Genomic DNA, 15909 nt, shown 5'->3' with positions numbered 1-15909 from the left:
AACATAATGACCGATAAGCATTTTATAAAAAAGGAATGCCCTCATGAACTAAATATAGCTTCGAGGACATTCCTTGTAAATATGACTTCTTAATGATTATGTTATCAGAGTTAATTACTCTTGATTTTCCGATTCTTCAATCTCTTCTTCCTCGGTAATTAATCCGGCAAAAAGAGCATGTACGAACTGCTGAGAATCAAACGGCTGCAAATCTTCCATTTTTTCTCCGAGCCCAACGAGCTTCACCGGTAAATTCATTTCCTGACGGATCGCTACAACGATTCCGCCCTTAGCCGTTCCGTCAAGCTTTGTCAATACTAATCCAGTAACGCCACTCTTCTCACCGAATAGCTTGGCTTGCGTAAGAGCATTTTGACCTGTGGTCGCATCTAGCACCATCAATACTTCATGCGGTGCACTCGGAATTTCTCTTTGAATAACGCGGAAAATCTTGTTGAGCTCTTCCATTAGATTGCTCTTATTCTGAAGTCTTCCTGCGGTATCACAAATCAAGATATCAACATTCCGCTGCTTAGCCGCTTGAACAGCATCGAACATAACAGCGGCTGGGTCAGAGCCTGCTTGTTGCTTAATTACGTCTACGCCAGCACGTTGACCCCAAACTTCAAGCTGTTCAATCGCTCCGGCACGGAACGTATCCCCAGCGGCCAAAAGAACCTTTTTACCCTCTTGTTTGTAACGATGCGCAAGCTTACCGATCGTGGTCGTTTTGCCTACTCCATTTACCCCAACGAACAAGATAACTGTAATGCCATCCGGATTTTCCTTCAGGCTGTTATCGTCATCGCCGCGCAGCAATTCCATGAGCTTACGGGACAAAATAGGTTGCAGCTCAGCGGCATCTTCAATTCGCTTTTGCTTCACTTCGGCGCGCAGATCCTCGACAAGTGTCATTACTGTATTAACGCCTACGTCCGCACCGATCAAGATTTCTTCCAGTTCTTCGTAGAACTCTTCGTCAATTTTTTTACGGCGGATAATAAGATCTGCTACCTTCTCCACAAAACCTTTACGGGTTTTCTCTAATCCGTCGCGGAATTGTTTGGTTACACTTTCCGTTTTGCCGGAAATGCTTTCTTTTAACTTCCTGAAAAAGCTCATTTGTTTCCTCCTAAAAGTTTTGTGAGCGACACTTCATTGATTTAACTTCGTACAAAACTCGCTTCGAAAGCTGATACTTAAAAAACTCATTATTCAGCAAGCCGTTAAGCGATCTCTGCTTCCTCATCCTCTAAACGTACAGAGACGAGCTTGGATACTCCGCCTTCTTCCATCGTCACTCCGTAGAGCACATCCGCCTCTTCCATGGTACCTTTGCGGTGTGTAACGACGATAAATTGCGTTTGTTCCGAGAACTCACGTAAATACTGAGCAAAACGTACGACATTCGCTTCATCTAGCGCAGCCTCTACCTCATCCAGTACGCAGAACGGAACCGGCTTCACTTGCAGGATGGCAAACAAGAGGGCCATCGCAGTTAAGGCGCGTTCCCCGCCGGACAGCAGCTGAAGGTTTTGAAGTTTTTTACCTGGTGGCTGGGCTACGATATCTATACCTGTTTCAAGCATATGCTCTGGATCTAGCAGCATGAGATCAGCTCGTCCACCCCCGAACAGCTTCGAGAATACCGTACCGAATTGTTTACGGATCGCATCAAAGGTCTGTTTGAACCGTTTCGACATTTCATCTTCCATCTCACGGATGACTTGATACAGGGTAGTCTTAGCTTCAACTAGGTCATCTTTTTGTCCACTGAGGAAAGTATAACGCTCATGAACACGCTGATATTCTTCGATCGCACCTAAGTTGACTTCTCCCAGTGCAGAAATACTGCGTTTCAGACGCTGTACATCCGCTTGTGCGGCTGGCACATCTTCGGGCACAGGATAACGCTGTTTCGCTAGTTCATAGCTTAATTCGTAGTCATCACTCAGCTTACGAAGAATATTATCAAGTTCAACATCGAGGCGACCCACAGAAACTTCGGTAGAACGCAGCTTGTCCTCCACGACTTTAAGTGCCTGACGTTGATCCTTCGTCTTACCCTCCTCTAGTTCCAGCTTACGGGTCAACGCTGAGCGTTCCGCCCGGGCTAAATCCAAAGTACCGGCTGTCTCTTCCTTCTTCAGACGATAACTATTCAAATCTTCTTTCTGTTTCACGGTTTCTAAAGCATTACTAGCCAAATCCTGCTCGATCGTATGTAACAGATTTCGATTCTGGCGCAGCTCTTTATCCTGTGAACCCACATCTTGTCTGAGACGGCGTAATTGTTCCTCCAAGGAGAAGATCTCCTGATCGAGCTTCCCTTCTGAAACCTTCATACTGGTCAGCTTACCTTGCAACTCTTCCTTAGCTGATTCATTCGCTTTACGTGCCGATTCGGCATTACGGATACCCTCATGAGCTTCCTTTTCTTCTTTCTCAAGACGTTCAAGCTCAGCAGAGGCTTGCTTCCGAGTCTCTTCAAGCGTGCGGACCTCACTTTCAAAGCCACTACGTTCCGCACCTGTGCTCTCCACTTGTTCCATCACATGTCGAAGCTCCTGTTCAAGCTGCTTCAAATCGCCGGAAACACGTTGCTCCTCTAGTCTTTTCTCATCACCATCACGGCGCAGGTCCTCTAGCTTCACACTAGCGTTCTCTTGCTCTTCACGAAGTCTGGCAATGCCTTGTTTCAGTTTAACAATCTGACGTTCGCTCTCTTCGATCTCACTGCTCAGCTGATCCAGCTGGCGTTTACGACTAAGCAAGCTATTGTTCTTCTTATGCTGGCTACCACCGGTCATGGAGCCTCCGGCATTTACTACATCGCCCTCCAGCGTAACCACGCGATAACGATATTGGCATCTAGCGGCGATGCGGTTTGCCTGCTCCAGGCTCTCAGCAATAACTACATTACCTAGCAAACTGCCAACAATACTAGCATACTTATCATCGTATCCAACAAGTTCGGAACCAATTCCAACAAAACCTTCAGCGTCTTCCACCATTCCACGGTCACTGCCGGAAATTTGACGTGGTCGAATAACATCGAGAGGAAGGAAAGTAGCTCGTCCCAGTTGACGTTGCTTCAGAAAAGATATCGCTTGACGCGATACGCTCTCATTATCCATGACCACATGTTGAAGCGATGCACCCAATGCAGTCTCGACAGCCATTTCCAGCTTCTCTGGGACGGAAATGAGTTCAGCAACTGCACCATGCACCCCATTTAGCTGTCCTTTACGAGCCCCTTTAAGTACTTCTTTAACTCCAAGCATAAAGCCGTCAAAATCATCTTGCATTTCTTTCATGGTCTCATGACGGGAGACTTGCGCTTCCCGCTTCTGTTCCCACTTCCGCAGGCCTGACTGCGTCTCTTCAATCAGCTTCTGACGTTTACTAAGTTGTTCACTTTCCGTAATATAAGCACCACGAAGATTGCTTAATTCTTTGCCAAGCTGGGCTATCTTGTCTTTTAGCCCTTTTTGGCTAGCAGACAACTCTTCATGCCGTGCTGTCCATTTGCCGCTTTCTTCTTCACTGCGGCTCATACGACGCTCCAGGTTCTCCTTTTGTTGATCCGCGTAACGAATTTCGTTACGTGCATTCGCCATAAGGTTCATTAACTCTAGGAGAGCACTTTTCAGCTTCTCCTCCTGGCTCTGACTAATCCCGTCAGCGACACCTTCGAGTCTTGCCTCTTCATCTTCGATCTGTTTCCGAAGCTCAACAAGCTTAAGCCGGGATGCTTCGAGCTTAGCTTCTAAATCCCCAAGCTCACGTTGACGATCCGCAGATCGCTCACCTACAGATCCTAATGTGAGCATTAACTGTTCACGGTTACTCTCTAGATTACGTTTGCGCTCTTTCAGTACTTCCCCATAACCTTCGCTTTTCTCATAAGCTTCACTATAACGGAGTAATTGCTCTTGCTGCTTCTCGATCTGTTCTTCTAACGCACGTAGTTCAGCACGTCCGCTTTCCAGCTTAGCATCATGAGCGGAGACAACTGTAGATAGCTCCAGTTGCTCATCCTTTAACGTTTCTAGCTTAGCGTTACCTTCCTGCCAAGCTGTATGAATTCCTTCAATCTGATGAACATAGACTGAAATTTCCTGATGCTTCAGTTGTTCCCGAAGCTCTTTAAAGCGAATGGCCTTCTCCGATTGATCCTTAAGGGGACCAATCTGATCCTCAAGCTCACTAATCAAATCGTGAATCCGGAGCAAGTTTTGCTCCGTGTCGTCAAGCTTACGGCTTGCATCTTTTTTGCGCGATTTATATTTTACAATACCTGATGCCTCTTCAAAGATGCCTCGCCGATCCTCGGAACGAGTACTCAGAATCTCCTCAATCCGACCCTGTCCGATAATCGAATAAGCCTCACGCCCGATACCGGTATCCATGAACAGCTCTGTGATATCCTTCAGTCTACAGGATTGCTTATTAATTAAATATTCACTCTCACCGCTACGGTGAACACGCCGAGTCACTGTAACTTCGCTGAAATCCAATGGCAGCGTGTGATCCTCATTATCGAGCGTTAGTGATACTTCACCATAATTCACAGCTTTACGCGCGTCACTACCGGCAAAAATAATATCTTCCATCTTGCCGCCACGCAGTGATTTAGCACTCTGTTCGCCGAGTACCCAGCGTATGCCGTCAGAAATGTTGCTCTTGCCGCTTCCGTTCGGACCCACTACGGCCGTTATACCGCGCACAAATTCCATTTCTGTTTTGTCGGCAAATGATTTAAAACCAGCTAATTCTATCCGTTTCAAAAACATACTTGCCTATCACCTCTGACCCATTATACCATAGCGTTTATTAGCCTAAAATAGCTCCCAAAACATCCCCGCAAAGTGGTGCTTTGCTTCGATGCGTACGCATGTACTTTGTGGGAGCTCCGAATAAAACGAGAAATACAAGACATAAGTATAGTGTGAAAATTATTCCATCTTATATCTAAAATGAAGCTTGGACTATTCTTTCGAAAAAGAGCAGCAACGGTCTGAGCTCCGCCTAAACGCCGGTATTCAGACCTTTGCTGCTCTCCTCCGCTTGTCCACATGATGCAAAATTCAAGCACCATCTTCTTTCAGATGCAACAGTGCAGCTGCTGCAGCCTGCTGTTCTGCTTCCTTCTTGGAGCGGCCGCTCCCTTTACCAAGTGAACGGTTAGTCATTAACACTTCAGAGACGAATTCACGCTCATGCGCAGGTCCCCGTTCTTCAATGATCCGATATTCCAACGTACCCATATTGTGCTGCTGAATTAGCTCTTGCAGTTCCGTCTTGTAATCGGTCATCTGCATTTGCAGTTTCCCATCCGTCTCCACAAGTGGAAATACGTGATTATCAAGAAAAGACCTTACGGTTTCCAGTCCTTGGTCAAGATAAAGCGCTCCCACGAAGGATTCGAACACATCAGCCAGCAGGGCCGGGCGAGTACGTCCGCCCGTAAGTTCTTCCCCTTTTCCCAATAGTACATATCGGCCAAAACCTAAACTCTCAGCGAACTTAACCAGCGAAGGCTCGCATACAATAGCGGCACGCAGCTTAGTCAGTTCCCCTTCAGGTCGATCTGGCAACAGATTGTACAAATATTCAGAAACCGTCAGCTCCAGTACAGCATCCCCTAGAAATTCGAGACGCTCATTGTCCTGATGCTGATTGAAACGGTGTTCATTCACATAGGATGCATGGGTAAAGGCCTGCTTCAGAAGCACAGAATCGTGAAATTGGATTTGAAGTTGCTGTTGTAACTGCTTCAGTTCTCCTTTCACCGCGCTGTCCCCTTACTGATTATATTTTTTTAGAATAACTGTTGCGTTATGTCCACCAAATCCAAAGGAATTCGACATTACGATATCCAGATCTGCTTTACGTGGCACATTCGGCACATAATCCAGATCACATTCTGGGTCTGGATTGTCCAAATTAATGGTTGGCGCAATCATTCCTTTTTGCAAAGAAAGACCACAGATAATAGCTTCCACACCACCGGCTGCACCTAAAAGATGACCCGTCATGGATTTCGTTGAACTAATAGCTACTTTATAGGCATGTTCACCCAATGCTTTTTTAACAGCAGCCGTTTCTGATCTATCTCCTACAGGCGTTGAAGTACCATGTGCATTGATGTAATCAATATCTTCAGGAGAGATACCAGCATCTCGGATTGCCATCTTCATGCAGCGAGCTGCACCGTCTGGATCTGGTTCAGTCATATGGTGAGCATCAGCGCTCAGACCATAGCCGATAACCTCAGCATAAATCTTCGCTCCACGCTTCTCAGCATGTTCAAGGGATTCCAGAATCAAGATTCCAGCGCCCTCGCCCATAACAAAGCCATCGCGATCTACATCAAATGGCCGGCTAGCCTTCTCAGGCTCGTCATTACGAGTGGACATCGCTCTCATTGCACAGAAACCTGCCATTCCTGTTGGACGAATGGTCGCTTCCGAACCACCGCAGATCATAGCATCTGCGTCTCCACGTTGAATCAGACGGAATGATTCCCCAATGGAATGACTTCCTGTAGCACAGGCTGTCACTGTAGTCGTATTTGGTCCCTTTGCACCGAGGTTGATGGACAGCTGTCCAGAACCCATGTTAGCGATCATCATCGGGATAAAGAACGGGCTTACCCGTTTCGGCCCTTTTTCAAGCAACAGATTATGATTGTCTTCCCAAGTACCAAGACCTCCGATACCCGAACCTACAGATACACCGATCCGTTCAGCATCGATATCTTCACCGATCTTAAGTCCGCTATCTCTCAACGCATCTTCACCGGCAGCCACTGCAAATTGTACAAAACGGTCCATTTTGCGGGCTTCCTTGCGGCCAAAAAGCGCCTCAGGATCAAAGTCTTTAACTGACGAAGCAATTTGCGTAGTATATTCACTGACATCAAAGGCTTCAACCATCGATACACCTGATTTACCGCTCATCAGATTATCCCAGAACGTCTCCAAGTCTTTCCCCAGTGACGTAATTACGCCCATCCCGGTTACAACCACTCTATGACTCAAACACAATCACCCCATCTATAGGCTGTATACATTATATTCAGAACTTATATACTGCGAATTATTACTACTATATGAACAGCGGTCACCGCATTCATTAACGCTTCTGCGGCTCTGTTATAATCCCTATAAAGCTGCACATGGCAACCCTTAATACATTTTAATGCTGTATAAATGAGGAGAAGTCCCGCCCAAGTAGGAACGGGACTCTCAATCATATGACTCTAGGTATGAGATTGTATGTACTTCACAACTTCACCCACGGTCGTAATGGTCTCTGCATCTTCATCAGAGATTTCCATGTCGAATTCATCTTCCAATTCCATAACCAATTCTACTACATCAAGAGAATCAGCACCTAAATCATCTTTGAAAGACGCTTCTAATGTTACCTCAGCTTCATCGGCACCTAAGCGGTCGATGACAATGCGTTTTACACGCTCTAATACATCGGACATCCGGTTCACCTCCTCTTTTGGTATTATACGAGATATGAGGTCAAAATACCATAGACCGCAAAAAACGCTTTCCTGATCCCTCACATTTCATCTTTAAAACAGTGTAATTTCTCCCAAGCATAAACATTCATCGGTGTCCTAATAAGAACTGTAAGTGTTTATGCGAGATATATAAGGATAAAGTATAGTGTGAAACTTATACTTTCTTATATTTTTGACGGAGAGTTACATATACATCCCGCCATCCACGTGTAGTGTCTGGCCGGTCATATAAGCGGCGCCTTCAGAAGCCAGGAAAACAACTGCCATAGCTATCTCTTCCGGACGCCCAAGGCGAGCTAGTGGAATGCCCTTCTCTAGCTCACTGCGAACCTCATCAGAGAGCTCACGCGTCATATCTGTATCAATAAACCCAGGAGCGATACAGTTAACAGTGATGCCCCGTGAAGAGAGCTCACGAGCGGCAGCTTTGGTTAGACCGATGACACCGGCCTTTGCTGCAGAGTAATTAGCCTGACCAGGGTTACCTGTTACACCCACAACCGAGGAAATATTAATGATTCGACCGTAGCGCTGTTTCATCATCGGACGTGTAGCTGCCTTAAGACAGTTAAACACACCTTTCAGATTCGTCTCAATCACTTGATCGAACTCTTCCTCTTTCATGCGCATAATCAAGTTATCCCTAGTAATGCCGGCATTATTGACAACAATGTCAATACGTCCCCAGGTATTAAGAACCTCTTTCACAAGGCTCTCGGCCTGTTCACTATTGCCGACATCTCCACGGAGCGCAATCCCCTCCGAGCCAAGCTCGGCAATACGAGCCACAGTCTCGTGTGCCGCAGCTTCACTCCCTGCATAGTTCACGGCAACCTTTACGCCGTGTTCTGCAAGAGCAAGTGCGATGCTGCGACCAATGCCACGTGAGCCGCCAGTTACAAGGGCTGTCTGGCCCCGCAATGCTGAGAACATAGTTTAATCCCCTTTCAATCATGATGCTGTTGGCTAAATGTTAAACCATTTCTTACAAAACAGTTTGGACACTTTCAAGTGTATTAATGTTGATTACTTTGACTGTTTTGTCTATTTTGCGGATTAGACCAGCCAGAACACTGCCAGAACCAATCTCAACAAAAGTATCTACACCATCTGCAATCAACCATTCAATACTGTCCTGCCAAAGCACAGGAGAATACACCTGACGAACAAGCAGTTCGCGAATTTCTTCGGGATCTGTTACCGGTGACGCAGTGACATTAACGATGACAGGCACATTTGGAGTATTGAAGGTTACTTTCTTCAACTCTTCTGCCAAACGATCCGCAGCAGCTCTCATCATAGAAGAGTGAAAAGGTCCACTTACTTCTAGCGGAATCGCACGCTTACCACCTGCTTCTTTAACACGCTGCACAACACCATTAACGCCTTCCTGAGATCCGGAAACAACGATCTGACCCGGACAGTTGACGTTAGCCAGCTCTACAACACCACTTTCATCAGATACATTTTGGCATAATACAGCCAGTGCTTCACGTTCCGCACCAAGCACTGCCGCCATTGCACCTTGGCCCCCTGGAACAGCTTCTTCCATGAAACGGCCTCTTAAGCGTACAAGTGTTACAGCATCTTCATATGACAATACACCCGCTGCTACTAGCGCGCTGTATTCACCAAGGCTATGACCGGCAACATAATCAGGCTTCAAATCTTGTTCACGTAGAGCTTCAAGATAAGCAACGCTAGCTGTAAGAAGCGCTGGCTGCGTGTTCACAGTCTGTTTCAGCTCACTGTCCGGTCCTTCAAAAATCAGCTTGCTCAGCGGAAATCCGAGAACTTCATCCCCTTTCTCGAACACTGCTCGGCTGTTTGGAAGAGCATCATAAACATCCTTACCCATTCCAACTGCTTGCGCTCCCTGACCGGGAAAGACAAATGCAATTTTACCCATAAGTATGAACTCCTTCCCGTATAACGGTCTTAGCTTATTACCAAATCAATACAGATGCGCCCCAAGTTAAGCCACCGCCGAAACCAACCATCAGGACGGTGTCGCCTTCTTTCATACGTCCTTCTTCCGCAGCTTCAACAAGAGCTAACGGAATAGAGGCAGCCGAAGTATTGGCATACTTATCAACATTGATCACACATTTCTCTGGTGGCAAATCAAGACGCTGCATAGCGGATTGAATGATACGAATATTCGCTTGATGCGGTACGAACAAATCAATATCTTCTTTACCCAGACCAGCTTTAGTAAGCACACGTTCTGTAGCTGAGCCCATCACACGAACTGCAAACTTAAAGACTTCACGGCCATTCATATAAATGAAATGTTTCTTATCTTCAACGGTTTGCTGAGATGCAGGCAAGCGTGAACCGCCGGCTTCTAACTTAAGCAAGTTCCCTCCAGAGCCTTCAGCACCTAGATCAAAGGATTGGAAACCACGACCTTCTGGAACCTCACCAATGATAACTGCACCTGCTCCATCACCGAACAAGACACAAGTATTACGATCCGTATAATCTGTGATGCGGGACAAAGTATCCGCACCTATAATAAGTGCATTATTGTACATTCCGTTCTGAATAAATCCAACCGCTGTCGCTAAGCTGTATACAAAACCAGAGCAGGCAGCCGACAAGTCAAACGCCGCAGCACCTTTAGCACCCAGTTTATCCTGCAAAATGCAGGCTGTAGAAGGAAAGGCACTGTCAGGTGTTACTGTTGCAATAATGATAAGATCCAAATCTTCGGCTTTCATTCCCGCGGAATCAAGTGCCTTTAGGGCTGCTTCATACGCTAGATCAGAAGTTGCCTCATGAGGCGCAGCAATATGTCTTTCACGGATGCCTGTCCGACTGACGATCCATTCATCGTTAGTCTCCACTATTTTTTCCAGATCACTATTTGTCAATATTTTCTCAGGTACATATTTCCCAGTTCCTATAATCCCAACCGGTCGCAACTGTCTCATCTCGTCACTCACTTCCCGCTAATTTCCTTGGATATACTTGGCACAAGCTCAGCTTGCAGAGCAATCCGCGCTTGTCTTACCGCATTTTTAACCGCATTTCCATCTGAAGATCCGTGCCCTTTCACTACCAATCCGCTAAGACCGAGCAGAGGTGCACCACCGTGCTCTTTGTAGTCCATTTTACCTTTTAGAGCTCTAAGCTCTGGCATCAGCATAGCCGCGCCAAGCTTAGTTTTCAGAGAACGACTAAATTGCTCCTTCAGCAAAGAGAACAATGCACCCGCCGTACCCTCTAGTGACTTCAGTAAAATGTTACCGGCAAATCCATCGCAGACAAGCACATCACAGTTCCCTGTAAGCACGTCACGTGCCTCAACATTACCGATAAAATGAATGCCTGGCAAGTTCTCAAGCAGTGGATAGGCTACTTTTGTCAGTTCATTGCCCTTTCCAGGCTCTGTTCCTACATTCAGAAGTCCGACTCTCGGCTTAGCAATACCATGCACTTTGTTTCGATAAATGGTTCCCATCAGTGCATATTGCACCAGATGTTCAGGCTTCGCATCCATGTTGGCACCAAGATCAAGCGCCAATACGCCAACATCGTCCAGCGTCGGAATCATAGGCGCCAGAGCAGGACGTTCAATCCCCTGCATCCGGCCAACTACGAGGAGTCCTGTAGTCATTAACGCACCCGTGTTGCCTGACGAAATCATAGCATCTGCTTCACCTTCGCGGACCATTCTTCCAGCTACAACCATGGATGAATCTTTTTTACGACGAACCGCCTTAACTGGCTCTTCATCAGAACCAATGACATCTCCTGCATGACGTATTGTCAGATTGGACGGTTTGTCCCTCAGCAGTGGCTCTAATCTGGCTTCGTCACCAACGAGCACAATCTGCGTATCTTTCCATTCCGCGGCCGCGGACAACGCCCCCTCGACATTACATTCAGGAGCGTTGTCCCCGCCCATGGCATCAATGGCGATCAGCACTATGGTTACCCCCTTCACTGTGTTCATCATTTGCGGACCGATACACTATAAAATGGCCCTGAAACACTAATTCTTCTCCGACATAAGTGAATACATCCACCTCCGCTTTGCCACCCCTACCAGCGAGTGACCGCACCTGTGCTTTGGCAATACACTTCTCACCTAGCTGAACTGTGCGTACAAAACGGATATCGGCTGAAGCGGTCAGAGCGATTTCATCGTTGATTACGGCAACCGCAAGTGAGTTCGCTTGAGCAAACACATAGTGACCTCGAGCGATCCCATTTCTAGAGAAAACATGATCTTCGCGAATCTCAAATATCGAAATCCCACTCTTGTCCAGCTGTAGATCCACAATGTCTCCGATGACTTCATCCGCAGGCAAAGAGCGCACCTGATCATAGGAGTGCTCTGCCATTTGTTTCATTCGTTCACGCAGTTCCGGTATTCCCAGCTCCATCCGGTCTAACCGAATCGTCTGAATGCTAACTTTCAGCTGACGAGTCAGCTCCCGATCTGTTACAAAAGGATTGCCTGCGATTATATGTAGCAGCTGTTGCTGACGTTCTTTCTTGGACATCCGCTCGATTGCGGCTCACCTCCTGGCACGTGCCAAGCATAAACGCCTTCGGTATCCTTAAAAGGACGATAAACGTTTAAGCGAGAAATATAAGACAAAAAAGTATAGGTGTATAACTTATACTTTCTTATATTTTAAAGAAAGCATTCGGCCGCTTGATGGCCGCTGTTATATTAGGTCAAGTAACCATATTCATTATTTAGAACCAGGTACTAATATGTAGTATAAAGCATGCCGCACCAAAAATAAAGCATTGACTTCTGGGCGGCTTATGTTTGGACAAGTATAAACGCTTCAGCGTCCCTAATAGACGATAAGCGTTTGTGCGAAAAATACAAGGAATTTATAGAGGAGTGAAACTTATATAGTCTTATATTTCAAAAAAAAATAGTACTTCACCAAGAGTGAAGTACTATTTATTCTAAAACTATTGTTTGATGATTTCTCTTGCTTTGTAAGTTCCGCAAACTTTACATACGTGGTGAGCCAATTTCAACTCTCCGCATTGTTCGCATTTCACCATGCCCGGCACAACCAACTTAAAGTGGGTGCGACGTTTGTCACGGCGTGTCTTAGACGTTCTACGTTGTGGTACTGCCATGTGTTCCACCTCCTCGTGATATTTCTGTCAGCCTGCTCCTCAGAGCAGGATGTGTTTTGTTGTAATGTTTCATTTGAAAAAGTCTTTCAACGCAGCGAGTCGAGGATCGATCACTGTGTTGTCGCAACTGCAGGTGCCTTCGTTCAAGTTCTGTCCGCATTTCTGACAAAGACCAAGACAGTCTGCCTTGCACAATACCGAATCCGGTAAGTGCAGTACGAAATTTTCTTCCACATATGGGATAAGATCCACAACCTCATCCTTGACGTAAATAAGTTCCTCATCTTCGTCATCATCTGGAAGAACTGGCTGCTTAAGCCACTTGAAAGTCTCAGCAAAAGGAATGTTCAAATCACTTTTGACCTCCGTGAGACAACGTGAACATAACATGTCCACATCTCCACTCAGTTTCCCCACCACGTTCACACAATCGGTTCCCGCGGGCAGCGCTTTAAGGTCCACTGAGAGCGGAGCAACAGCTAGAATATCCTTGCGCCCTTTGACTACCTCGCTGACATCCACAACATCGTGAATATGTAACGGTTCGTCGGCATTCGCTAATTTGCGAAAGTGAATCTGCATACTTATCACTCCCAAACAAACAAAATTTATTATACCTAGTATTATATACCTTTGTCAACCATTTTCCCTTTATATTGTTTCAGAAATTGGGGAGAATTATGATATAACTATTAGTGTAAATCAAAATGACAGCTTGTGCGAATAGAGTTTCAGGATATTTATCCTAGTAATCTCTACATGCATAAACACCTTTGGCGTTCTATAAGGACGAAAAGCGTTTAATCGTGAAATATAAGAGATAAAGGATAGGTGCATAATTTATACCTTCTTATATTTTAAATAATGGTTACTTATGGAGGGAAGCAGCAGTGACAACGGTTGGAATAGTAGCAGAATACAATCCATTACATAACGGTCATGTACACCACTTCACCGAAGCCAAAAGACTATCAGGCGCTGAGCGCGCCATCGTCGTCATGAGCGGACCCTTTACTCAGCGCGGCGAGCCGGCGGCGGTGAGCAAGCAAGCCCGGACAGAGATGGCGCTACGAATGGGCGCCGACCTCGTCATTGAGCTGCCGGTGGCTTATGCTGTACAGCCGGCAGAATGGTTCGCCTTCGGAGCAGTTGCACTGCTGGAAGCGACCGGGGTCGTGGACAGCTTGTGCTTCGGCTCCGAAGCCGGCACTTTGGGTTCGCTGCTTCCTCTGGCCAAGTATCTGGCAGAGGAAAGCAGCGAACTTCAGAGCGAGATCCGCCGCCGCATGGCGCTCGGAGCGAGCTTCCCCGCCGCGTACAGCGCAGCGGCGGCGGTGGCCTTTGAAGGGACTCTCCATGAAGAAGAGAGTCCCTTCGATGCTGGCAAGCTGCTGCACCAGCCGAATAACAGCCTTGGCTTGCATTATCTCATTGCCTTGCAGCGGCTGAATAGCAAGATCGAGCCGCTAACCGTTCCGCGAACGTCAGCCGGATTCCATGACCCTTTGCAAGTCGACTCATCGATCGCAAGCGCCACTGCTATTCGTAAGCTATTGCAAGAAGGTGGATCGCCAGCAGCTTACATGCCGGATTATAGCGTGTCCATATTGGAAAGAGAGCATGCAGCCGGTAGAGGTCCTTTGGAATTAGAGCATTTCCGAGCCCCCCTCCGCCATCTGCTCTCTACACGTACCGCTACAGAGCTAAGAACAATCCAAGACATGAATGAAGGCTTGGAGAATAGAATCCTTCGTCTTATGCCCGAGCTGGAGCAATTCACTATTTTGGGTTTGCTTCAAGCCCTTAAGAGTAAGCGTTACACACATACACGACTGCAACGTCTGCTGCTGCACATTTTACTAAATCACACCAAGGAAGAAATGACCCCTTCTGTATTAGCAGAGGGGCCTGGATATATTCGAATCCTCGGATTTAGAGAAAGTGGACGAGCACTGCTTAAAGAGATGAAACAAAAAGCAACTTTACCCATCGTGATGCGGCCCTCACTACACTCCCACCCACAACTTGAGCGAGATCTTCAAGCCGCGTCCGCTTTCGCTGGAGCTTTTCGAGAACCTCACAGAATCGATATGTATCGCGATTATTTGGAACCTCCGGTCATGGTTTGACCGGTAGTTCCTCCATATATTTCAGCGCTTCATCCAGTGTCGATACGGGTACCAGCTTCATAGATGTGCCGATTTTATCAGCTTTTGCTTTGGCTTCGTCGTAATTCTTAACAGGTACGAAAAAAATCTCCGCCCCTTCTCGATCCGCAGCCACGATCTTATGTTTCACTCCACCGATAGCACCTACCACACCCTCAGCGTTAATCGTGCCCGTTCCTGCAACCCTATGACCTTTGGTTAGATCACCAGGTGTAAGACGGTTGTAAATCTCCATAGTGAACATCAGTCCTGCTGAAGGTCCGCCAACATTCGTATCTACAAAGCTGACCGCTTTTCCTTGTTCTTTAGGTTTCACTTTCTGAACTGCGGCTATTGTGACTCCAAAACCAGGTCGAACTGCAGTACCTTCTTTATCTTTGATCTCGACCAGTGTCACTTGCTCCTTTACTTCTTTACCATTCCTCTGTAAAACAACAGCGACCTGATCACCGATTTTCTTGGCTGAAAGTAAAGCAGAAAGTGCTTCCGGATCCGGTACCTTCTGTCCTTCTACACTTATGATTCTGTCACCTGGATGGAATTGACCCTTATTACTTTCAACCGGAACCGAAAAAACATACAAATAATCTACTACATCCTCATACGGAATTCCTGCAGCATGATAAGCCGCCTGAACGGAGTAAGATTGGGAGCTGTTCATATAAAAAACCTGCTCCGCAGCATATTCGTCTTCAGACTTATCTCCCAGCCGGGTCTCTTTTCGAACAACCTCTGAATTGGAGTTAAAAACAGAGGCGACCAGTAACGCCACATTAGCGTAACTAGCAGATACCGTAGTCATCATAAAGGTTCCTTCTTCAGCCGGATCCGCATTCTCCACTTTAATCATAGGGGCAACCTCAGATGCACTACCCGGCTGATAGACAATGTACGGGGTGTTCATAAATACAAATACATACACGATAACTACAAACGTAAAGAGGTAAGCTGTGGCGCGGAATCCCGGCCGATGCTTCAACTGCTTCACTGCTCTTCCCTTCTTTCCCACGGCACATTTAGGATATGAATGTTTGAACTTCATTACCGCTTCGACTATTGGTTTGGCATGATGGTTGTCTACTC

At 46.6% G+C, this 15909-nt stretch carries 14 protein-coding genes; 1 reads left to right on the top strand and 13 read right to left on the bottom strand.

The window, feature by feature from the left end; genetic code table 11:
* Positions 1-114: 114 nt before the first annotated feature.
* The 12 genes from ftsY to R50345_RS13200 form a co-directional block, all read right to left on the bottom strand.
* Positions 115-1122 carry a signal recognition particle-docking protein FtsY gene (gene ftsY, locus R50345_RS13255; RefSeq protein ID WP_042127224.1) on the bottom strand — a complete coding sequence of 336 codons (1008 nt, stop codon included), beginning with the start codon at positions 1120-1122 and terminating at the stop codon, positions 115-117.
* 104 nt (positions 1123-1226) lie between these two features.
* Positions 1227-4796, bottom strand: coding sequence for a chromosome segregation protein SMC (smc, locus tag R50345_RS13250; protein WP_042127222.1), 3570 nt, complete (start codon positions 4794-4796; stop codon positions 1227-1229).
* 294 nt (positions 4797-5090) lie between these two features.
* Complete coding sequence (gene rnc, locus R50345_RS13245; RefSeq protein WP_042127220.1) at positions 5091-5795, bottom strand: ribonuclease III; 705 nt, start codon at positions 5793-5795, stop codon at positions 5091-5093.
* Between the two features lie 12 nt (positions 5796-5807).
* Positions 5808-7046, bottom strand: coding sequence for a beta-ketoacyl-ACP synthase II (gene fabF, locus R50345_RS13240; RefSeq protein ID WP_076118275.1), 1239 nt, complete (start codon positions 7044-7046; stop codon positions 5808-5810).
* Positions 7047-7267: 221 nt separating this feature from the next.
* Positions 7268-7501, bottom strand: coding sequence for an acyl carrier protein (locus R50345_RS13235; protein ID WP_036686493.1), 234 nt, complete (start codon positions 7499-7501; stop codon positions 7268-7270).
* A gap of 225 nt (positions 7502-7726) precedes the next feature.
* A complete protein-coding gene (fabG, locus tag R50345_RS13230) occupies positions 7727-8476 on the bottom strand; it encodes a 3-oxoacyl-[acyl-carrier-protein] reductase (protein ID WP_042127217.1) in 750 nt (249 codons plus the stop codon).
* A 52-nt stretch (positions 8477-8528) separates the two neighbouring features.
* Positions 8529-9452 carry an ACP S-malonyltransferase gene (gene fabD / locus R50345_RS13225; RefSeq protein ID WP_042127215.1) on the bottom strand — a complete coding sequence of 308 codons (924 nt, stop codon included), beginning with the start codon at positions 9450-9452 and terminating at the stop codon, positions 8529-8531.
* Between the two features lie 37 nt (positions 9453-9489).
* Positions 9490-10479 (bottom strand): beta-ketoacyl-ACP synthase III, encoded by a 990-nt coding sequence (locus R50345_RS13220; RefSeq protein WP_139328492.1) that lies wholly within the window; start codon positions 10477-10479, stop codon positions 9490-9492.
* An 8-nt stretch (positions 10480-10487) separates the two neighbouring features.
* Positions 10488-11477 carry a phosphate acyltransferase PlsX gene (plsX, locus tag R50345_RS13215; protein ID WP_042127211.1) on the bottom strand — a complete coding sequence of 330 codons (990 nt, stop codon included), beginning with the start codon at positions 11475-11477 and terminating at the stop codon, positions 10488-10490.
* On the bottom strand, positions 11461-12057 hold the full coding sequence (fapR, locus tag R50345_RS13210) for a transcription factor FapR (protein WP_042127208.1): 597 nt from the start codon (positions 12055-12057) through the stop codon (positions 11461-11463). The genes plsX and fapR overlap by 17 nt, the downstream gene beginning before the upstream one ends.
* Positions 12058-12484: 427 nt before the next feature.
* Positions 12485-12658 carry a 50S ribosomal protein L32 gene (rpmF, locus tag R50345_RS13205; protein ID WP_019911234.1) on the bottom strand — a complete coding sequence of 58 codons (174 nt, stop codon included), beginning with the start codon at positions 12656-12658 and terminating at the stop codon, positions 12485-12487.
* 69 nt (positions 12659-12727) lie between these two features.
* Positions 12728-13240, bottom strand: coding sequence for a YceD family protein (locus tag R50345_RS13200; protein ID WP_042127204.1), 513 nt, complete (start codon positions 13238-13240; stop codon positions 12728-12730).
* 308 nt (positions 13241-13548) lie between these two features.
* Here R50345_RS13200 and R50345_RS13195 point away from each other — a divergent pair, with 308 nt between their 5' ends.
* Entirely contained in the window at positions 13549-14787 is a 1239-nt protein-coding gene (locus tag R50345_RS13195) for a nucleotidyltransferase (RefSeq protein ID WP_042127203.1), read from the top strand.
* On the opposite strand, the gene R50345_RS13190 is transcribed toward R50345_RS13195, so the two are convergent.
* Positions 14777-15814 (bottom strand): SepM family pheromone-processing serine protease, encoded by a 1038-nt coding sequence (locus R50345_RS13190; protein ID WP_042127202.1) that lies wholly within the window; start codon positions 15812-15814, stop codon positions 14777-14779. The genes R50345_RS13195 and R50345_RS13190 overlap by 11 nt on opposite strands.
* Between the last annotated feature and the right edge of the window lie 95 nt (positions 15815-15909).

The organism is Paenibacillus sp. FSL R5-0345 (genome assembly GCF_000758585.1).
GTDB lineage: Bacteria > Bacillota > Bacilli > Paenibacillales > Paenibacillaceae > Paenibacillus_AQ.
The sequence above is the reverse complement of the archived record's forward strand: the minus strand, read 5'-3'. Positions and strand labels throughout refer to the sequence as shown.